The 19122-nt window shown below is 70.5% G+C and carries 17 protein-coding genes; 8 read left to right on the top strand and 9 right to left on the bottom strand.

What is annotated here, in order from left to right:
• The first annotated feature begins 121 nt into the window (after positions 1–121).
• Entirely contained in the window at positions 122–1840 is a 1719-nt protein-coding gene (locus ABZ855_RS15870; RefSeq protein WP_360807026.1) for a CocE/NonD family hydrolase, read from the top strand.
• A 72-nt stretch (positions 1841–1912) separates the two neighbouring features.
• On the opposite strand, the gene ABZ855_RS15875 is transcribed toward ABZ855_RS15870, so the two are convergent.
• On the bottom strand, positions 1913–2407 hold the full coding sequence (locus ABZ855_RS15875) for a MarR family transcriptional regulator (RefSeq protein ID WP_360807317.1): 495 nt from the start codon (positions 2405–2407) through the stop codon (positions 1913–1915).
• Positions 2408–2566: 159 nt separating this feature from the next.
• Positions 2567–3091, bottom strand: a complete 525-nt coding sequence (locus tag ABZ855_RS15880; protein ID WP_360807028.1) for a MarR family transcriptional regulator — start codon at positions 3089–3091, stop codon at positions 2567–2569.
• A gap of 122 nt (positions 3092–3213) precedes the next feature.
• Between ABZ855_RS15880 and ABZ855_RS15885 the strand changes: the two genes are divergently transcribed.
• Positions 3214–4590: a lanthionine synthetase LanC family protein gene (locus ABZ855_RS15885; protein ID WP_360807030.1), complete on the top strand. Its 1377-nt coding sequence runs from the start codon at positions 3214–3216 to the stop codon at positions 4588–4590.
• A gap of 20 nt (positions 4591–4610) precedes the next feature.
• Here ABZ855_RS15885 and ABZ855_RS15890 read toward each other — a convergent pair whose 3' ends face one another.
• The 7 genes from ABZ855_RS15890 to ABZ855_RS15920 form a co-directional block, all read right to left on the bottom strand.
• Entirely contained in the window at positions 4611–6707 is a 2097-nt protein-coding gene (locus ABZ855_RS15890; protein WP_360807032.1) for a SpoIIE family protein phosphatase, read from the bottom strand.
• 56 nt (positions 6708–6763) lie between these two features.
• On the bottom strand, positions 6764–7435 hold the full coding sequence (locus ABZ855_RS15895) for a GntR family transcriptional regulator (RefSeq protein WP_360807034.1): 672 nt from the start codon (positions 7433–7435) through the stop codon (positions 6764–6766).
• Between the two features lie 63 nt (positions 7436–7498).
• Positions 7499–8500, bottom strand: a complete 1002-nt coding sequence (locus ABZ855_RS15900; protein ID WP_360807036.1) for a proline racemase family protein — start codon at positions 8498–8500, stop codon at positions 7499–7501.
• 67 nt (positions 8501–8567) lie between these two features.
• Positions 8568–9467, bottom strand: a complete 900-nt coding sequence (locus ABZ855_RS15905) for a dihydrodipicolinate synthase family protein (RefSeq protein WP_360807038.1) — start codon at positions 9465–9467, stop codon at positions 8568–8570.
• 99 nt (positions 9468–9566) lie between these two features.
• Positions 9567–10988 (bottom strand): FAD-dependent oxidoreductase, encoded by a 1422-nt coding sequence (locus ABZ855_RS15910; RefSeq protein ID WP_360807040.1) that lies wholly within the window; start codon positions 10986–10988, stop codon positions 9567–9569.
• Entirely contained in the window at positions 10972–11283 is a 312-nt protein-coding gene (locus ABZ855_RS15915; protein ID WP_360807042.1) for a (2Fe-2S)-binding protein, read from the bottom strand. The genes ABZ855_RS15910 and ABZ855_RS15915 overlap by 17 nt, the downstream gene beginning before the upstream one ends.
• Positions 11280–12464, bottom strand: coding sequence for an FAD-dependent oxidoreductase (locus ABZ855_RS15920; protein WP_360807044.1), 1185 nt, complete (start codon positions 12462–12464; stop codon positions 11280–11282). Before ABZ855_RS15920 ends, ABZ855_RS15915 begins: the two co-directional genes overlap by 4 nt.
• Positions 12465–12630: 166 nt before the next feature.
• Between ABZ855_RS15920 and ABZ855_RS15925 the strand changes: the two genes are divergently transcribed.
• The 6 genes from ABZ855_RS15925 to ABZ855_RS15950 all read left to right on the top strand — a co-directional run bounded on the left by ABZ855_RS15925 (position 12631) and on the right by ABZ855_RS15950 (position 19032).
• Complete coding sequence (locus ABZ855_RS15925; RefSeq protein ID WP_360807046.1) at positions 12631–13746, top strand: TniQ family protein; 1116 nt, start codon at positions 12631–12633, stop codon at positions 13744–13746.
• Positions 13727–14503, top strand: coding sequence for a TnsA-like heteromeric transposase endonuclease subunit (locus ABZ855_RS15930; RefSeq protein ID WP_360807048.1), 777 nt, complete (start codon positions 13727–13729; stop codon positions 14501–14503). The genes ABZ855_RS15925 and ABZ855_RS15930 overlap by 20 nt, the downstream gene beginning before the upstream one ends.
• Before the next feature lie 124 nt (positions 14504–14627).
• On the top strand, positions 14628–16649 hold the full coding sequence (locus tag ABZ855_RS15935; RefSeq protein WP_360807050.1) for a transposase: 2022 nt from the start codon (positions 14628–14630) through the stop codon (positions 16647–16649).
• Complete coding sequence (locus ABZ855_RS15940; RefSeq protein ID WP_360807052.1) at positions 16649–17839, top strand: TniB family NTP-binding protein; 1191 nt, start codon at positions 16649–16651, stop codon at positions 17837–17839. Before ABZ855_RS15935 ends, ABZ855_RS15940 begins: the two co-directional genes overlap by 1 nt.
• A 54-nt stretch (positions 17840–17893) precedes the next feature.
• Positions 17894–18145, top strand: coding sequence for a hypothetical protein (locus ABZ855_RS15945; RefSeq protein ID WP_360807054.1), 252 nt, complete (start codon positions 17894–17896; stop codon positions 18143–18145).
• A 5-nt stretch (positions 18146–18150) separates the two neighbouring features.
• Positions 18151–19032, top strand: a complete 882-nt coding sequence (locus ABZ855_RS15950; protein WP_360807056.1) for a TniQ family protein — start codon at positions 18151–18153, stop codon at positions 19030–19032.
• The last annotated feature ends 90 nt before the right edge of the window (positions 19033–19122 follow it).

Consider the following 19122-nt stretch of genomic DNA (forward strand, 5'->3'; position numbering starts at 1 on the left):
CAGCGTGGGCGTTCCGCACGGCCAGTACCGTGCGGGACGCCCACGCCTGTGCGTGACCGTCCCGCGCGGGCCACGGTCACCCCCGTTCGGGTGTAGTGCGTGACCCGGACGAGGTTCGACCATGGCGCGTGACAGCGTCGTCGCCCACGCACAGGAGCAGTACGTGACAGAGATGCAGATCGAGTTCGATGTACCGGCCGAGATGCGTGACGGCACCGTGCTGCGCGCCGATGTCTACCGCCCGGCGGGCACGGGACCGTGGCCGGTGCTGCTGAGCCGGCTGCCGTACGGGAAGCAACTGCCCCTGGCGGTCGCGGTCCTCGATCCCCTGACGGCGGCCCGGCGTGGCTTCATGGTGGTCATCCAGGACACCCGTGGCCGGTTCGCCTCCGAGGGCGAGTGGGAGCCGTGGACCCACGAGGAGAACGACGGCTACGACACCGTGCGGTGGGCCGCCGCCCTTCCCGGCGCGAACGGCTCCGTCGGCATGATCGGCGCCAGCTACTTCGGCAACACACAGTGGATGGCGGCATTGGCCAAGCCGCCGGAGCTGAAGGCGATCGCACCGGTCGTCACCTGGTCCGACCCGGACGACGGACTGTGGACGCGCGGCGGAGCGATCGAGCTGGGCATCACCGCGCCCTGGACCCTCATGATGGGCGCCGACGCGCTGATGCGCCGGCACGGAGCCGACCCCGCCGCGCTCGTCGGCAGCATCGGAAGTCTCGTACAGGATCTCGACGGTCTGGCCGAGGGCGGCTACGGCGAACTGCCCGCCGGGCGGTTCCCCGCGTTCGCCCGGCACGATCTTCCCGAGCTGGGCTACGAGCGTTCCCGGCGCGAGCCCGAGTGGGCGCGCACGTCCCGGGTCGCCGGCCGGCACGACGAGGTCGACCTGCCCACGTTCCAGGTCGGCGGCTGGTACGACATCTTCAGTCAGGGCACGCTCGACAACTTCACCGCCATGCGCCGGGCCGGCCGGTCCGCCACGCTGATCATGGGTCCGTGGACGCATGCCAACCAGCAGCACGTCATCGGCGACGTCAACTTCGGGTTCGCCGCGAACTCCGCCTTCATGGGCATGCGCGGACCTCTGAGCGGCCTCCAGTTCGACTGGTTCCAGCGCACGATCGGCCATGGGGAGGCTCTGGAGCCGGACACGGGCAAGGTGCTGCTGTTCGTCATGGGCGTCAACCAGTGGCGCGAGGAGACGCAATGGCCCCTGTCGCGGGCCGTGGACACGGACTTCCACCTGCGGGCCGACGGACGCCTGACACAGGAGCCGCCGGCTGTGGCCGAGCAGGCCGAGGAGTTCACCTACGACCCGATGGAGCCGGTGCGGACCACCGGCGGGGCGCTGCTGCTGACCGACGAGTTCCGTCCCGGGCCCCTCGACCAGCGGGACGTGGAGGCGCGTGCCGACGTCCTGGTCTTCACGACCGAACCCCTCGCCGAGGACCTCGAGGTCACCGGCCGCGTCAAGGCCGTGCTCTTCGCCGCCACGGACGGGCCCTCGACCGACTGGGTGGCACGGCTGTGCGACGTCGACGAGAAGGGTGTCTCCCGCAATGTCACCGACGGCGTCGTGCGGGTGCGCGCGGCGACGCCGGGCGAGGCGGCGGAGCATGTCGTGGACCTGTGGTCGACCAGCATCGTCTTCCGGGCGGGCCACCGCATACGCCTCCACGTCACCTCAAGCAACTTCCCCCGCTGGGACCGCAACCTCAACACGGGCGAACCCGAGGACAGCGCGACCACCGCCCGAGTCGCCCGACAGCAGGTCTTCCACGACCCCGCCCGTCCGTCCCGGCTCGTCCTGCCGGTGGTGGCTCAGGCCTGAGCGGGGGCGCGTCGGTGGGAGGCGCTCCCCTCCCACCGGGCCTGCCGCGCGACGATCGACACTCGCCTCGGCTCAGGGCAGCCGGGGCAGTTCGTCCCGTGCGTTGTGGCTGAGGATGCGCAGGTCCTCGGCGAACCGTTCCCAGTCCTCGGGCGGCAGTGGCGCCACGAAGTAGCGGCGTATGTTCTCCACGTGCAGCCGGGACGCCCGTACGACGGTCTCCTCCCCCAGCGGCGTCAGCCGTACGAGTCGGCCGCGCCGGTCGTCCGGGTCCTCGGCGCGCTCGACCAGCCCGGCCGCCGCCATCCGGTCCACCAGCCGGGTCACCCCTCCCGTGGTCAGCACCTGCTCCTGGGCGACGGCCCGCATGGACAGCCCCGGCCCTCCCGCCCGCCCCAGGATGAGCAGCACCTCGAACATCAGGTGACTGATGCCGCACTCCTGCTCCAGAGACCGGCCGAGGATGTACTCGAGCCGGTTGGCCGCGCCCTGCAACCGCCCGAACGCCAGCACCAACGCGTTGTTCGCGGCGTCCTTCGGCGTCGACAACTCCGCCGGTTCCGCCACGTCACCACCTCGCCCCTCGTTCTCCGCACCTCGCATCCACCGATCATGCCGTGTATCCGGCAGCGAAGCGCACCGCCCCCCGGGAAGCCCGGGAAGCCCACGGGAAGCGCCCGGGAAAGGGGGGCCGGGTTCAGCAGAGTTTCGCCGCCGGGCGCGGCGTCACCCGGTCACGATGTCCGCCCAGCCGAGCGGGTGCGGCTCCGTGTCGTCCGCCGCCGGGGCCGGGGGCTCGCCGCCCGCCTCACTGAAGGCGGTGAGCGCCTCGACGAGTGCCGCCCGCTGGGTCGGGGCGAGGCGTGCCACGATCGCCGCGACCTCGGTCCGCCGCCTGGCCATGACGTCCTCGACCGTGCGACGCCCCTCCTCGGTGAGGCCGAGCTGTGTCTCACGGCGGTTTTCGGGGTTGAGGTGCCGTTCGGCGAGGCCCGCCGCGATCAGCCGGTCGACCATGCGCATCGCGGTCGACGGGGCCACCCGGAGCAGGTCGGCGAGCGTGACCAGCTTGGTGTCGCCGCGGGTGGACAGGACGACCAGCATCCGGAACTGCGGGAGCGTCACGCCTTCCTCGACCTCGGCGAGGGAGCGGGCGGAGACCGCCATCAGCAGCCGCGACGCGGTCAGCACCGCACGGGTCACCGCGTCGACATCGTCCATGTCCCCCGCGGGGGTCTCGTGCTCCGCCATGGTTCCTTTCTACCGTGCCTCAGCGACCGCTCCCGCACGCGAGGTGAACAGATTTCCCGCCCCCGACCGTCACGCCGGACCGGAACCCCCGGCCGCGATCAGGCGGTTGTAACGTTGGCCGGATGCCGGACAACGACACGAGCGCCTCGATGAATCCGTACGACATATACCGGGAACTCGGCGAGGACGCCTGGTCCTGGGTGCTGGACCAGGTCCGTGAGGACGACGGCCCCTGGCTGCCCGAGACGGTGTCCGAGGACGCGGCGCGGGACGGTTCGGACATCGCGCCGGCGAAGGACCGCGACTGTCTGTACGCGGGCATCGCCGGCCTGGCCCCCGTGCTGGCCGAGATCGCCCGCTACCGCGAACCGACCGACCGGGAGCGTTCGTTGGCGGCCGGCATCGTGGCGAGACTGTCGGCGAAGGCGGAGGAGCGGACGGAACCCTCGCTGTACGACGGTCTCGCGGGCGATGTGACGGCGCTGCGGCTGCTCGCCCCGGGCTCGGAGTCGGTCGCGCTGCGACGGCTCGCGGAGCTGGCGACACCCGATGGCTGGCGGACCACCGTGGAGTTCGAGGCCGGGTCCGACGCGCCCCTCAACGACATCATCATGGGCAGCGCGGGTGTCGTGCTGACCGCGGTCTGGGCGGGCGGCGAGTTCGCGGAGTCGATCGCGACGACCGGCTGCGAGGCGCTGCTGCGGGTGGCGGACCGCACGTCGGCGGGCCTGGACTGGGGCATCGGGGCCACGACGGTGTCACGCGCGCCCAACTACTCCCACGGCACGGCCGGGGTGGCCTCGGCGCTGGCCGTCGCCGGGAAGGCGCTCGGCAGGGAGGACTTCGTCGAGGCGGCGGTCCAGGGGGCCCGGCATGTGCTGTCGGTGGGTTCGCTGGACGACGGCGGCTTCGTCGTTCCGCACACGATCCCGCCGTCGAGGCGGGAGGTGGAGCCGGTCACTTACACCTGGTGCCACGGCCCGGCGGGCACCTCGCACCTGTTCACGGCCCTGGCCCACGCGGGCGTGACGGAGGTGGCGGGTCATGGCGTCGGCGAGCTGCGGCAGCGCTGTCTGACGTCGATCCTCACCTCGGGCCTTCCGGAGCGCCTGCGCCCCGGGTTCTGGGACAACGACGGCCGCTGCTGCGGCACGGCGGGCGTGGGCGACGTACTCCTGGACGCGGCACAGGACTGCGCGGACGCGGACACGGCGGCGACGCTGGTGCGGGGGGCCCGCACGATGGGGGACGCGTTGGTGAAGCGGGCGCTGAGGGACGGGGCGGGCACCCGCTGGCGCTTCGTCGAGTACCGCAAGGAGCCGCCGCTGCTGCCCCCGAACACCTCATGGATGCAGGGCGCGGCGGGCATCGCGGCATACCTGCTGAGACTGGCCCGCTTCCTGGAGACAGGACCGCGGTCACCGGTGGTGGACCGCCCCGACCAGTGGTGGGCGGTACCGGGGCGGCTGCGTACGGCGGCGGTTCGGACCGAGGGCTGAGCGCACCCGGGGCAGGTCGCTCACGTCAGGGACTGTTCCGCCCAGATTGTTTTGCCCGTTCTGGTGTGTCTTGTGCCCCAGCTGGTGGTGAGCTGGGCCACCAGCAGGAGGCCCCGGCCGCCCTCGTCGGAGGTTCTTGCCCGGCGCAGGTGGGGTGAGGTCGAGCTGCCGTCGGTGACCTCGCAGATGAGTGTGCGGTCGTGGATCAGCCGGAGCTGGATCGGGTCGGCGCCGTAGCGGATGGCGTTGGTGACCAGTTCGCTGACGACCAGTTCGGTGACGAAGGCGGCCTCGTCGAGGCCCCACTGCTCCAACTGGGCGACGGCATGTCTGCGTGCCTCGGCGACCACCTCGAAGTCGGCCGGCAGGTCCCAGACGCGGACCTGGCCGGCGTCCAGCGCACGGGTGCGGGCCAGCACCAGGGCCACGTCGTCGTCGGGGTGCTCGGGCAGCAGGGCGGACAGGACCTGGTCGCAGCCGTCCTCCAGCGAGGCCCCCGCGCGGTGACCGGCCGCGAGGGTCCGGGCCAGGAGCGCGATCCCGAGGTCGGGGTCGGGTTCGGCGGCCTCGACCAGTCCGTCCGTGAAGAGGGCGACGAGGGTGCCCTCCGGCAACTGGATCTCGGTGGTCTCGAAGGGCAGGCCGCCGACCCCGAGCACCGGCCCGACGCCCACGTCCACGACCCGCGTCTCGCCGTCCGGCAGGACCAGCACGGGCGGCGGATGGCCCGCGCTGGCGACGGCCAGCTCACGGGAGACCGGGTCGTACACCGCGTACAGGCACGTCGCCCCGGTGGCGCCGACGGCCAGCCGGGCGCCGCCGGTGGCGCTGTCGTCGTCGGCGGCGAGCCGCAGGACCAGGTCGTCGAGGTGGGCCAGGAGTTCGTCGGGCGGCAGGTCGACGTCGGCGAGGGTCTGGACCGCCGTACGCAGCCGGCCCATGGTCGCCGACGCCTGGATGCCGTGGCCGACCACGTCGCCGACGACGAGGCCGACGCGGGCGCCCGAGAGCGGGATGACGTCGAACCAGTCGCCGCCGACGCCGGCGCCCGAGTCGGCGGGCAGATAGCGGGAGGCGACGTCCACCGCCGACTGCCGGGACGGCCCGCGCGGCAACAGGCTCTCCTGGAGGGCGAGGGCGGTGGTGCGCTCGCGGGTGAAACGGCGGGCGTTGTCGACGCAGAGGGCGGCGCGGCTCGCCAGCTCCTTCGCCAGCACGAAGTCGTCCTCGTTGAAGACGTCGGACCGGGTGCGCAGCAGAACGGCCACCCCGAGGGTCGTACCGCGCGCGATGAGCGGCACCGCCACCAGCGAGGTGACGACGACTCCGCCCAGGCTCTGGGCCCGTACGGGCGCGCTCGCCATCCACTCGTCGAAGTCGGCGGCCCCGCTGCGGCTGAGCACCGTCTGTCCGGTGCGCAGCGCCCGGGCGGGCGGGGAGTACGGCGGGTAGGTGTCGGTGCTGCCCAGGCCGAGCACGGCCCCGGGCACCCACTCCGTACCCGTGGCGTGGGCGACCCGGCGCAGCACGACCTCGCCGTCCGGGCCGGCGTCGGCGGGCTCGTCGCCGCGCATGACCGCCTCCAGCAGGTCGACACTGGCGAAGTCGGCGAACCGGGGCACGACCAGGTCGGCGAGTTCCTGGGCGGTGCGGTCGAGGTCCAGGCTGGTGCCGATCGACACGGCCGCCTCGTCGAGCACCGCCAGCCGCTGCCGCGCCCAGTGCTGCTCGCTGCTGTCGAACCCGGCCATCCCGACCGCGCACACCTCGCCGGAGGCGTCCCGCACGGGCCACAGCTCCAGGTTCCAGGCGTGCTCGCGGATCCCCGAGGGCGCCCGGGTGAAGCTCTCGTAGTGCGCGGGCCTGCCTGTGGCGGCCACGTCCTTCAGGGCCCGCAGTGTGCCGCGCCAGCTCACGTCCTTCGGCACGCCGTGCGGGAAGACCCGGCCGCGCAACGCGTCCTCGTCGACGCCCATCACCTGGCAGGCCACGTCGTTGAGCCGCTGGTACCGCTGGTCGATGTCGAAGACGGACATCGAGTACGAGGCCTGCCGGAACGCCTGTTCCACCAGGTCGCGGCCGTCCTGATGTTCGTCGTCAGCGTGCGCGGAGACCATGGATTCAGTGTCCTCCCCCCGCCCGAACGGCAACAACCGAACACGTCCGAACGCGCTCAGTGGGCCCAGTCGCCCCGCACATGCCCCAGATGCCGGGTCATCACGGCCCGTACGCGCTCCGCGTCCCGGGCGAGGAGGGCGTCGAGGATCTCGAAGTGCTCCTCTGCGGTCGACTTCAGCAGACCGCGTTCGGCCAGCGCGGTCAGCCCGTAGAGGCGGGACCGTTTGCGCAGGTCGCCGACGACCTCGACCAGGTGCTGGTTGCCGGCCAGGGCGAGCAGCCCGAGGTGGAAGCGGCGGTCGGCCTGGACATGGGCGATGAGGTCACCGCTGTCCGCCGCGGCCACGCTCTCCTCCGCGTGCGTGCGCAGTGCCTCCAGCGCGGCCGGGTCGGCGGTCGCGGCGAGGCCGACGGTCGTCGGGATCTCGATCAGCGACCGGATGTGGGTGTACTCGTCGAGCTGCCGCTCGGACACCGTGGTGACCCGGAAGCCCTTGTTGGGCACGGTGTCGATCATGCCCTCCTTCACCAGGTCGAGCATGGCCTCGCGCACCGGGGTCGCCGAGACGCCGAAGCGGGCGGCGAGCGAGGGCGCCGAGTAGACCTCGCCGGGCCGCAGCTCCCCGGCGACGAGCGCGGCCCGCAGCGCGTCGGCGACACTCGCCCGGTAACTGGGCCGGTGCCCGCCGATGCTGGGCAGGGCGGGGCCGGTGCGCTGAGCGGCCATGGGTTCTCCTGGATGGAACTCGGAACGCGCGAGATCTCGTCTCGCCGGGGTGTGGTGGCGGTGTCAGAGTACGAAGCCGGACGGGAACGGGTCGTCCGGGTCCAGCAGGTACTGTGCGGTGCCCGTGATCCAGGCGCGGCCGGTGATCGTCGGCACCACGGCGGGGCGCCCGGCGACCTCCGTGCTCTCGACGAGCCGCCCGGTGAACGACGTACCGATGAAGGACTCGTTCAGGAAGTCCTGGTGCAGCGGGAGTTCACCGCGCGCGTGCAGCTGCGCCATCCGGGCGGAGGTGCCGGTGCCGCAGGGCGAGCGGTCGAACCAGCCGGGGTGGATGGCCATCGCGTGCCGGGAGCGGACGGCGTTCGAGCCGGGGGCCGCGAGGTAGACGTGGTGGACGCCGTTGATGGTCGGGTTCTCGGGGTGTACGGGCGGGTCGGCGGCGTTGATCGCGTCCATCAGGGCGAGCCCGGCGGCGAGGATGTCGTCCTTGCGCTCGCGCTCGAAGGGCAGGCCGAACTCGTCGAGGGGCAGGATGGCGTAGAAGTTGCCGCCGAAGGCGAGGTCGTAGGTCACCGTGCGCCCGTCGGCGAGGGTCGCCTTACGCCCCAACTCCACCGCGAACGAAGGCACGTTGCGGATCGTGACCGCCTTCGCCGCGCCGTTCTCCACCGCCACCTCGGCGACGACCAGTCCGGCCGGGGTGTCGAGGCGGATCGTGGTGACCGGCTCGACGACCGGGACCATGCCGGTCTCGACGAGCACGGTCGCCACCCCGATCGTGCCGTGGCCGCACATCGGCAGATAGCCGGAGACCTCGATGTAGACCACGCCGTAGTCGCAGTCGGGCCGGGTCGGCGGCTGGAGGATCGCCCCGCTCATCGCGGGGTGCCCGCGCGGCTCGTCCATCAGGAAGTGCCGGACGTCGTCCCGGTGTTCGCGGAACCACAGCCGGCGTTCGTTCATCGTGTCGCCGGGGATCGTGCCGATCCCGCCGGTGACGACCCGGGTCGGCATGCCCTCGGTGTGCGAGTCGACGGCGTGCAGGACGAGCTTGCTGCGCATACGGCGATCCTCTCAGGTCGTGGGGTTGTGCCTCGTGCCTCGTGCCTCGTGCCTCCTGCCTCATGTTTCAGGCGAGGCCCAGCGCGACGGCCTTCTCAGTGGCTTCGCGGACCGCCTTCTCCTGTTCCGGCAGCAGCGGCATGCGCGGCGGGCGGACGGGGCCGCCGTGCCTGCCGACGATGTCCATCGACAGCTTGATCGCCTGCACGAACTCGACCTTGGAGTCCCAGCGGTGCAGGGCGTGCAGCTGCTGGTAGAGCGGCAGGGCGGTGGCCAGGTCGCCCGCCACGGCGGCCCGGTACAGCTCGACCGTCGCCCGGGGCAGGGCGTTGGGGTAACCGGCGACCCAGCCCACCGCGCCGGCCGTGGCCAGCTCCAGCAGGACGTCGTCGGCGCCGATCAACACATCAAGTTCCGGGGCGAGTTCCTGGATCTGGTAGATGCGCCGGGTGTCCCCGGAGAACTCCTTCACGCCCTTGATGAGCCCGGCCGAGTGCAGCTTGGCGAGCAGTTCGGGGGTGAGGTCGATCTTGGTGTCGATCGGGTTGTTGTAGGCCACGATGTCGATACCGGCCTCGGCGACGGCCGCGTAGTGCGCGAGCACCGAACGCTCGTCGCCGCGGTAGGCGTTGGGCGGCAGCAGCATGACGGCGGCGCAGCCGGCGTCCCTGGCCTGCGCGGCCCAGCGGGCGGACTCCGCGGAACCGTAGGCGGCGACGCCGGGCATGACCCGGTCCCCGCCGATCGCGGCGACCGCGGTCTCGACGACCTTCACCCGCTCCTCGACGGTGAGCACCTGGTACTCGCCGAGCGAGCCGTTCGGTACGACACCGTCGCAGCCGTTCTCGACGAGCCAGCGGCAATGGTCCGCGTATGCCGTGTAGTTGACGCTCAGGTCGTCGTTCAGCGGCAGCGCGGTGGCGACGAGGACGCCTCGCCAGACGGGGGTGGGGGCGGTGCTGCTCATGGGTGCCTCAGCTTTCGAAATCCGGGTTGGGGAAGCGCCCCATGGGGGCGCGGGGAACTGCGCGACCAGCCACAACGGACCCGCAGACGACTTGCGTTCTCATGGATGTTCGGGCTCCTGCGCCAACACGCTCAGCGGAACCGGCCGCGCGAACGGCCGTTTCGCCGGCCCGGCAGGGCAACCCGCCACCCCGGCGACGCCGGACGCGCAGATCCGCCCCTGGCACCAGCCCATGCCGGCCCGGGTGAGGAGCTTGACGGTCCGCAGATCGGTCGCGCCCAACTCCTCGACGGCTTCCCGGACTTCGGCCGCCGTCACCTCTTCGCAGCGGCAGAGGACGGTGTCCTCGGTGACCTGTTCCACCCAGTGCGCGGGCGGGGCGTACGCGGTGTCGAGGGCCGCGAAGAACTTCCGCAGCCGGGTACGGGTCCGGGCGGCCCTCGCCCGGTCGGCGGGACGAGGCTCAACTCCCCTCACACGGGCGGCGATCGAGTGCCCGGCGAGCTCGCCCTCGGCCAGGGCGAGCGCCGCTCCCCCGATACCGGTGGCCTCGCCCGCCGCCCAGACACCGTCGATGTCGGTGCGCTGTTGGGCGTCGGTGACGACGAAGGGGTCCCCGGTGGTGTCGATCGCGCACCCGAGGGTCTCGGCGAGGTCGGTGTGGGCGAGCATGCCGTGCCCGACGGCGAGGGTGTCGCAGGCGATCCGTCGTGCGGTGCCCGGCCGTACCCGGCCGTGCGGGTCGAGGGCGGCGACGGTGACGGACTCGACGCGGTCGGTGCCGTGCGCCGCGACGACTGTGTGACGTACCGTCACCGGCACTTTGTGCCGCAGCAGTTGGGCCGCGTACCGGGCGGCCTCCGCGACCTTCGCCGGGTTGGCGGCGAGCGTCGCGGTGTGCCGTACGAAGTCGGCGGGATGCGTGGACTCGACGTACGCGGCGACCTCGGCACCGGCCGCCGCGAGGCCGGCCGCGACTGGCATCAGCAGCGGCCCGGTCCCGGCGACGACCACGGTCCGGCCCGGCAGGACGAGGCCGCCCTTGAGCATCGCCTGGGCGCCACCCGCGCTGACCACACCGGGGAGGGTCCAGCCGGGGAAGGGCAGCACCTTCTCGTAGCCGCCGGTGGCGAGGAGGACGGCGTCGGCGGTGACCGTCTGCGACTCGGTCTGCGCGGGACCGAGGAGCGCGTGCACCCCGAACTCGCCCCCGCCCCCTCCCCCGAACTCCCGCTCCACGGACCACACATGACGATCCGCCAGATGATCGATACGACCTGCGGCGACATGGGCCGCGAGCCGGTCGCGGAGCTTCTTCCAGGTGCCCCAGGCGTGGTGCAGGGCCTGCGGTCTGCGGGCGTTGAGCGCCGCCGCGGGCTGCCGGTAGAACTGCCCGCCCGCCTGCGCGCCCGCGTCGAGCAGCACGACCCGTACGCCCCGGTCGGCCGCCGTCAGCGCGGCGGCGAGGCCTGCGGGACCGGCGCCGATGACAGCCAGAGAAGGTTCAGCCGAGGTCGTCATGACCGGTTCCCTCCTGGGTGCGGATCGCGTCGCCGGGCGCTGCCGGGACGAGGCAGGCCCGTTGGTTGGGGCGGCCGTTGACGGTGACGAGGCAGTCGAAGCAGACGCCGATGCCGCAGAAGATCCCGCGCGGTGCTCCGCCGCCCCGGGTACTGCGCCAGGAGGTGATGCCCTGCGACCAGAGCACGGCGGCGACGGTCTGACCGGGCAGCGCGGCGATCTCCCGTCCGTCGACGGTGACCGTGTGCGCCGGTCCGGGCTGTGCCTGGGCCAGCTCCAGGGGGGTTCCGCTCATCGTGTCCCTGCCTCCTTCGTCTCCTCGAAGCGGTCCGGTCGGAAGGGCGCGAGGTCCAGATCGGGGGTCCGGCCCGTCAGCGACTGCGCGATCAGGTGCCCGGTGCCGACCGCGAGCCCGATCCCCGCCCCCTCGTGACCGCACGCGTGATGGAGCCCCGGCGCCCGGGGATCGGCCCCGATGGCCGGCAGATGGTCCGGCAGATAGGGGCGGAAGCCCAGGTAGGCGCGCATCGCGTGGACCGTGCCGAGAACGGGGAAGAGAGCCGTGGCCTGGGCGGCCAGTCGGCGTACGACGGGCAGGGAGAAGGTCCGGTCGAAGCCGACCCGTTCGCGGCTGGCGCCGATCAGCACCGGGCCCGCGGCCGTGCTCTCGACGACCGCCGAGGACTGGAGCCCGGCGTCCCCGCTGGCGACGTCGGCGACGTAGTCGGCGGCGTACACCTTGTGCCGGACGGTGCCGGGCGGCAGCGGTTCGGTGACCAGGACGAAGCCCCGGCGGGGCAGCACGGGCAGGTGGACCCCGGCGAGCGCGGCGACCTCACCGCCCCAGGTGCCGGCCGCGTTGACGACGACCGGGGCGTGGATGTCGCCGTCCCCCGCCGTCCGGACACCGCGCACCGAGCCGTCCGGTGCGCGCAGGACGCCGGTGACGGTCGTGCCGGTGCGGAGTTCGGCGCCGGCCCGCCGGGCCGCCCGGACGACATGGGCGGCGGCGAGGGAGGGCATCACCTGGCAGTCCTGCGGATACCGGACGCCACCCGCGAGGCCGGGGGCCAAGTGCGGTTCCAGGTCGCGCAGTCGGGTGGCGTCGACGATGTCTGCCTCGACTCCCGCCGCCCGCTGTCCGGCGGCGAAGCCGGTCAGCGCGGCCATGCCCGCCGCGTCGGAGGCGACGACGATCCCACCCTTCGCCTCGAACTCGACGGCGCCGCCGAGACCGCGTTCGCCGGCGAGGTCGTGCCAGAGGCGGGCGGAGAGCAGCGCGAGGTCCAGCTCGGGGCCCGGCTCCTTGTCGGAGACGAGCAGGTTGCCCTCCCCGGCGCCGGTGGTGCCGCCGGCCACCGGACCCCGGTCGAGGACGAGGGTCGCGAGGCCCGCCCGGGCGAGGAACAGGGCGCAGGCGGCGCCCACCATTCCGGCACCGATGACCACAACATCGCAGGTCAGTCGCTTGCTCACATCAGTACAATGTCACATGTCGCAGATCCCGCCAAGGGCGCCGCGCAAGTCGTTCCGCCTGAGCGCGGCGCTTCAAAATGAGAGTGAATACCTCAACATGAGAGTGCAAATGAGAGTGAATACGTCAAAATGTTAGTGATGCAGGTCACTCTCAGGAGGTGGGAGCATGCTGCCACGGCGATTAGCGCTGGTCACAGCTCCGCGGGCGGATGAGGCGTTCGCGTCGTGGGTGGATCGGATGGCTCGCGTGAACAGATGCCCACTGGCCGAGGTAGCCGATCTGATGGGACTCCACCTTCGGGGTCTGTATGTGAATGCGCGGCCCCCTGTGTTCGGGGTCCAATGCGATGAGGCGGTCCGGCAGACCGTGTACGCGGCGACGGGTGTCCCTGGCGGCATGGTGGACAGGATGCACCTGTCGGTTTTCGAGGGTGGGCCGCTGAGCGTGGCTGCGGTGCTCTCCGCGGCAAAGGCACACTGGCCGTCGGCAGCCCGGGAGTGGGTGGAGGTGTACGGCAGCCGCGCCTGTCCGCAGTGTCTGCTGGCGTCGGGCGGAGTGTGGCAGCTGTGGTGGAAGCTGTCGTGTGCGGCGGTGTGCCCCAAGCATCAGGTGATGCTGCTGGATCGGTGTCCAGCGTGCGGTTGGGTACTGCGATGGGGTGGGGACCGACCTCGGGTCATGCCGGCGCAGTGGGTCCGGTCGCCGACTCGCTGCGCGAATGCCGTTCGCGGGAAACCGTGCTCGCAGTGGCTGCCCGCGATTCGCGTGCACCAGGCAGACAAACGGACTGTCGCCGCGCAGCGACGATGGCTGGACACCGCGTACAACCGGGCCTGCCCCGCGCTGGGGGGCGTGAACGTGTCGGCAGGAGAGTGGTTCGCGGCGTTCCGAGCATGCGTGATCTTGTTACGCCTCGGACTGCCCCAGATCCTAGAGCGTCTACCGAACGTGCCTGACTGGTGCTGTCGCGCCCTTCTGGATGAACGCATCGAGCGCGATGTGTACCGGAACCAGTTTGGCTGGGGTCCCGCTTCGGCCGGAGCCGCAGCAGCGTTTCTCACAGTGGTGACCCCTCTTCTGGCCGCAGCTGACACGCGGAGGCTGGCTCGGCGGTTGGCACCGTTGGTGCGGACGGCGGTTGAAGAAGGCTGCTGGACGGCCCGGCCGTTGGCGCGGCTCCCGGTGCCGGAGGTCTTCGCGGAGGCAGTGGCGGCGCAGGTGCCGATGGGACGTTCGGCCAGGAGTCAGCGAGGAGGAGGAGGTGCTCGCGGTGAGCGGTGATGCGAAAGCCCCGGAGCCCTCCGGTCGAGACATCGACATGGTGCGGGTACGGTACGTCGATTCCGAGGGGATCCAGCATCTGGTGCGGCTGGAGGAGGCTGCTGACGTGCCGTTCGAGGACGGCAGGATGGTGCGGGCCATCCCCAGTCACCGGGACCAAGGACACATGCCGGGCCAGTACTGGGTGGCGAAATGGGGTGACTTCGCCGACTACGAAAGCGTGCTGGAGTCGAGGTGGCTGACGTTGCTGGACTTCGACCCGCAAGTGACCGCATTCGCCACGCAGCCCTTGGAGTTCGACGCAATCGACGCCCGCGGGGCTTGGCAGCACACACCGGACGTCTTCGTGCGCCACCGTGACGGCAGCGTGCTGCTGCTGGACGTGAAGAACCCCGAGCTGCGTGACGATCCGGACGTGCTGCTGCAAGAGGAGCGCACCCGACGTACTTGCGGTCGGCTGGGCTGGGACTACGCGATGGTTTCGGAGCCGAGTGGGCAGCGCTGGGTGAACGTCGATCTGCTGTCCAGTGCCCGGCGCCCGCTGCATCTGGGTGCGGATCTGGTGCCGCGCCTGCTGGAACTGGCCCGTGAAGCAGTGGAGATCGGGGAGCTCATTCGGTTCATGGAATACCCGGATCTGGCACGCGGGGTGCTGTATCACCTGATGTGGCATCAGCGGATCGTCACCGATCTGGATCGCCCGTTGCGGGACACGACGCTGGTGAAGACCGCAGCGGAGGCTCAGCATGACGTTTGACGGAGCGGTGCGACTGCAGCGTGGATCCAGGGTGTGGCTGGACGATGAGTTGTACACGGTGACCGGGGTGACCGACGACGGTGTGTGACTTCGTTCGGAGAGCGGTTCGTGGACCGTGATCGGCGTGGGACACCTTCTCGCAGACCCGACCTTCCGTCCCTACGAAGGCGACGCGAACCCGGAAGGCGGGACCGCCGCCGAGCACGACTCCTCGGAAAGGAAACTGTGGCTGGACGCCGCCGCCCTGTTCGACAAGCTGAGTGACAAGCAACTGAAGGAACTGCAGCGCGCCCAGGAGCACCTCCTGGAAATGACGACCGGTTTCCGCAGTGGAAATCCAGAAGACGCCGCGCCGGGAGAACCCAGGCCGAAGTATGCCCCTGACGTGTCGCTGGCCCAACGGGTGCAGAGCAAAGCGCGGGAGCTGGGCTACAGCGAGCAGCAGATTTGGCGGCGTCTGCGGAAATGGCGGGACGAAGGCCCGTGGGGCCTGGTGGACCGGCGCAGTCATCGGCCGTCGGATCCCCTGGCTGGAGCGGATCCACGGTTGATCGACGCGATCGTCGCCCAGTACCACGTGACCGAGGCGCTCGACTCGACCGGCAGTCTGAACCGGCTGCGCCGCCGAGTGGAGCGCCGCCTGGCTGACGCCCACGGGCCGGGCACGGTGAAGATGCCGGTGCCCAAGACGTTCAACAGGTATGTCGCCGCTCTCCTGCCCGGCCGTTACACCACTGGGCCGGCCACGACACGGCAGTCTGTGGAGAACCGGCCGGGCGGCCATTACCGGCCGATCACCGCCGGTCGTCCCGGTGAACTGGTGATGATCGACACCAGCTGGCTGGACGTGCGTGCCTATGACCCGGTCGAAGACGTCGTCTTTTCGGTGGATCTGACTATCGCGATCGACGTGTGCACCCGCAGCCTGCTGGGATGGCGTCTGGTGCCCCAGGGAACGAAGGGCGTGGATGCGGGACTGGTGATCGCGGACGCGATGATGCCGGAACCGATGCGGCCCGGATGGCCGGACGGGCTGCGACACCGCATGCTGCGCCTGCCGTGCGAGCCGAAGCTCGCGCAGGACGAGCGGTTCGCGGCCGCCGCAGCCCGCCCGGTGGTGTTCCCCGAGAGGATCGTGATCGACCACGGCAGGGCGTTCGCCTCTCAGGCGGTGAAAAACGTGTGCCGCCGCTACGGGATCACCATCCAGGACACCCGTAAGTACCGGCCCACCGACAAGCCGCAGGTCGAGTCCGCTTTCAAGACGATCAGAAGCCAGTTCTCCGAACACATCGCCGGTTACAAGGGCAACCACGTGGTGCACCGCGGCCGGGATGTCGACTCGACCGCCCGGTGGACGATCGAGGAACTGGAGGAGTTCTTCGCGGAGTACGTCGTCTCCGTTTACCAGCGCCGCCGGCACACAGGGCTGGTGCTGCCAGGGTTCCCGGAGATCACTCTGTCTCCGAACGACGCCTACCGACTGGCGGTGCACCGCTGCGGCTTCATCGCCGCCCCGCGCGATCCCAATCTGTTCCTGGAGCTGCTGCCGATCCACTGGTGTGGCATTCACGACCGCCGTATCCAGAAGGACTACCTCCACTACAGCGCGCCCATCACCGGCACCTACAACGAGTCCAAGTCCCCCTACGCGCACGCCGTGGGCGCCTGGCCTGTCCGCTATGACCCACGAGACATGACACAGGTCTACCTTCATGACCCCTACACCGGAATCTGGCACACGCTGCGCTGGACACATGCGCTGACCGGGCTCGAGCCGTTCACGGACATCACTCTGCGCCAGGTCAAGCAGGAACTGCGTGTACGAGGCCGCGCCCCACAGGACCAGGAGGCCGTGATGGACGCGTTGTTGGACCTGCAGAACCGCACTGACGCCGCCGAGGCGTCCACCGCACGCTCCCGCCGGGCCCGGGCCCGTGACGCCCAGCGAGCCAGGGCGGCGGCGCGAGACAAAGCTCGCACTGAGTTGGTCGATTCCGCCGCCGACGCCCCGGTCAAGGATTCCCATCTGAGGGCCGTGCCGCCACTGCCCGCAGACGACGAGGAAGAGGTCACGATCGACTTCGACGCCCTGCCGTCGTACGAAGTGTGGGGCGGCCGTCCGGGGAAGGACGACACACCGTGATGGCCCCGCGACCGGAGGAGTCCAAAAGCCTGCACCCGGGCCTGGCCGAACCGCGCACCAATGAGGAGTGGTTCGACTACATGTTCTACGAGCCACCGTCCCGCCCCCACCTCCCCCCGTACGACACCTACCTGGCGATGGACAAAGAGGATCCTCGACGGCGTCGTCTCAACCGCAGTCGCAACCGGTATCACAGCGCGTTGGTCCTGGCTTGGACTCCTGCCGTTCAACACTTCGAATCGGAGATCATGGAACTGCTCGATGCCAACGAGGAGGCTCCGCCCGGCGCCCGGCCCGGACTGTTCATCGACGGTCCGCCCACGGTCGGCAAGTCCACTCTGGTCAAGATGATCGGCCGGAAGTTCGAACAGGGTCTTCGCAGGGACTTCCCCGAACGGTTTGCCCCAGGGCGGCTGGGGATCTACGTCCCCGTCGTCTACATCTCCCTCACGGACCAGGTCACCCCCAAGCAGATCTCCCTCGCGATCGCCCGCTACCTGAGCGTCTCGACCAGCGGCACCAAGGACGCCGTCGATGATCGTGTCCTGACCGCGCTCACGGCGTGCGGTACGCAGCTGCTCATCTTCGACGACCTGCATTTCCTGGACTGCGCCCACAAGGAAGGGCGGGCCTCCAATGACCACATCAAGTTCCTCGCCAACCACGCCCCCTGCACGATCATCGGCACCGGCGTCGACCTGGAGGACAGCCCTCTACTCAGCGAGGGAGGGCCTACCGGACCCGTCAAGCGGAACTCCCGCATCAAGTCTCCGCCGCGCAGCGGTCCCAGGACCCAGACAGCCGGCCGGTTCAGCCGCCAGGAACTCGCGCCCTTCGCTCTGGACACCGAAACGGAAATCCTGCAATGGGTCGGCGTCGTCAACTCCCTGGAGAACGCGCTGTGCTTGTACCTACACGAAAAGAACAGCCTGACCCGTCGCCACTGGCGCTATCTCCACGATCGCACCAACGGCAGCATCGCCGGTCTCCACACCCTCCTCCGCCGCAGTGCAGTGCGCGCCGTCAAGCAGGGAACCGAGGCCGTCACGCGCGAGATCATGGACTCCATCACCCTGTCGTACACCCACGAACGCGCCTACGCCAAGGTCGTCGAACTGCAGTCACGCCCGTCAGCGAAGAACAGGAACAAACCGAACAAGAAGCCGACCGCAGCAGACGGAAGTGCCTGAGGAGCCGTCAGCACCTGACGTGCACCTGATACAGGGCACTGGCATGCTCTGCGTGTGCCCACGTCGTTGCGTCGCCTCGCGCTGGTGCCGGACCCGTACCCCGGTGAGTCCCTGCTCAGCTGGGTCGACGCGCTCGCCGGGCTCAACCGGATCAGCCGTCTGCAAGCCCTGCGTTTCGCGGCCTTCGTCCGTCCCGGCAGCTCCGCGTACCGCCCCAGCTTGCGCTTCGTCGCCCATCTGCCCACGGATGTGATGGCCCGTGTGCAGGCCACCACGGTCTGTCCGCCGAGCAGCTGCATCGGATAACCCTCATGCACTACGCCGATGGTGTTCTGCCGCCGCCGCCTTCCTCCACGCACCGCCGGACTATCGCCATGTGGCTGCACCGCCTACAGCTCGCGCAGCCGGTCAGTTCGCGCGCGTGCCCGCCCTGTTTGCGGGAGAGCGGTGGGCGTTGGCTGCTGCGCTGGCGTCTGATCTGGTCTTTCGCTTGCGTACGCCACCGCGTTTTCCTGCTCAGCGTCTGCCGCGGCTGCGGCAATGGTCTGCACCAGGTGCTTCCTGGTCCGGGAAGCCCTGTGATGTGCGGCCAGTCCGACTGGAAGCGTCCGGGATACGTCTGCCGGCACTCCATCTGGCGCATGCGGCCTCCCCGGCTGTCCGACACGCACCTCCTCGAATGCCAGCGCCGCCTCGACGATCTCATCGACCATCCCCACCGTCCGGGCAGCGTGGACATCCTGCGCACGCTGCACCTGGCGCTGGAGGACATCCGCGGCGGCTATGACTTCGCCCCATCGCTACCGGACACCGATGCCGTGCTCCATCGGCGGTGGCACGGCCACGGCGGCGTCTTGTCGTATCTGGACGATCCTCTGCTCACCGCAGCCCTCATCAAGATCGCCACGCTGGGCGGCATCGGTACGTCCCGAACAGCCCGCGCTCAGATCGACATGGCCTCGTGGTCGACCGACGGCTTCCCTCGGACCACCGGCGTATCGCCGGTCAACCGCTTCGGCGGAACGTGCCGAGCCATCGCCTGCCTGGCCTGGGTACCGCCCGGACAGGGCGTCGTAGCTCGTGCGAAGGACGGACCGTTGATTCTGTGCCCCGCGCACGTCGATCACGCCACGTCGGACAGATACAACCCCCTGCCCCCTGCCGTCGCCGAGGTCTTCTCCCCACGGCCGTGACTCGCTGAAGTCCAATCCGGGTCGTACGCGCGGTGTGGGCGGCGATGCATACGAGGACGGAGAGTGCGGAGACACGTCGTTGGACGTGGA

The organism is Streptomyces sp. NPDC047042 (genome assembly GCF_040644035.1).
In the GTDB taxonomy this organism is placed as follows: domain Bacteria; phylum Actinomycetota; class Actinomycetes; order Streptomycetales; family Streptomycetaceae; genus Streptomyces.

Excerpts from the sequence above, each read along its gene's own strand:
- ABZ855_RS15940 (WP_360807052.1), top strand. The coding sequence starts at position 16,649 with ATGGCCCCGCGACCGGAGGAGTCCAAAAGCCTGCACCCGGGCCTGGCC.
- ABZ855_RS15895 (WP_360807034.1), bottom strand. The coding sequence starts at position 7,435 with ATGGCCGCTCAGCGCACCGGCCCCGCCCTGCCCAGCATCGGCGGGCAC.
- ABZ855_RS15890 (WP_360807032.1), bottom strand. The coding sequence starts at position 6,707 with ATGGTCTCCGCGCACGCTGACGACGAACATCAGGACGGCCGCGACCTG.
- ABZ855_RS15905 (WP_360807038.1), bottom strand. The coding sequence starts at position 9,467 with ATGAGCAGCACCGCCCCCACCCCCGTCTGGCGAGGCGTCCTCGTCGCC.
- ABZ855_RS15885 (WP_360807030.1), top strand. The coding sequence starts at position 3,214 with ATGCCGGACAACGACACGAGCGCCTCGATGAATCCGTACGACATATAC.
- ABZ855_RS15880 (WP_360807028.1), bottom strand. The coding sequence starts at position 3,091 with ATGGCGGAGCACGAGACCCCCGCGGGGGACATGGACGATGTCGACGCG.
- ABZ855_RS15915 (WP_360807042.1), bottom strand. The coding sequence starts at position 11,283 with ATGAGCGGAACCCCCCTGGAGCTGGCCCAGGCACAGCCCGGACCGGCG.
- ABZ855_RS15925 (WP_360807046.1), top strand. The coding sequence starts at position 12,631 with ATGCTGCCACGGCGATTAGCGCTGGTCACAGCTCCGCGGGCGGATGAG.
- ABZ855_RS15870 (WP_360807026.1), top strand. The coding sequence starts at position 122 with ATGGCGCGTGACAGCGTCGTCGCCCACGCACAGGAGCAGTACGTGACA.
- ABZ855_RS15950 (WP_360807056.1), top strand. The coding sequence starts at position 18,151 with ATGCACTACGCCGATGGTGTTCTGCCGCCGCCGCCTTCCTCCACGCAC.
- ABZ855_RS15900 (WP_360807036.1), bottom strand. The coding sequence starts at position 8,500 with ATGCGCAGCAAGCTCGTCCTGCACGCCGTCGACTCGCACACCGAGGGC.
- ABZ855_RS15910 (WP_360807040.1), bottom strand. The coding sequence starts at position 10,988 with ATGACGACCTCGGCTGAACCTTCTCTGGCTGTCATCGGCGCCGGTCCC.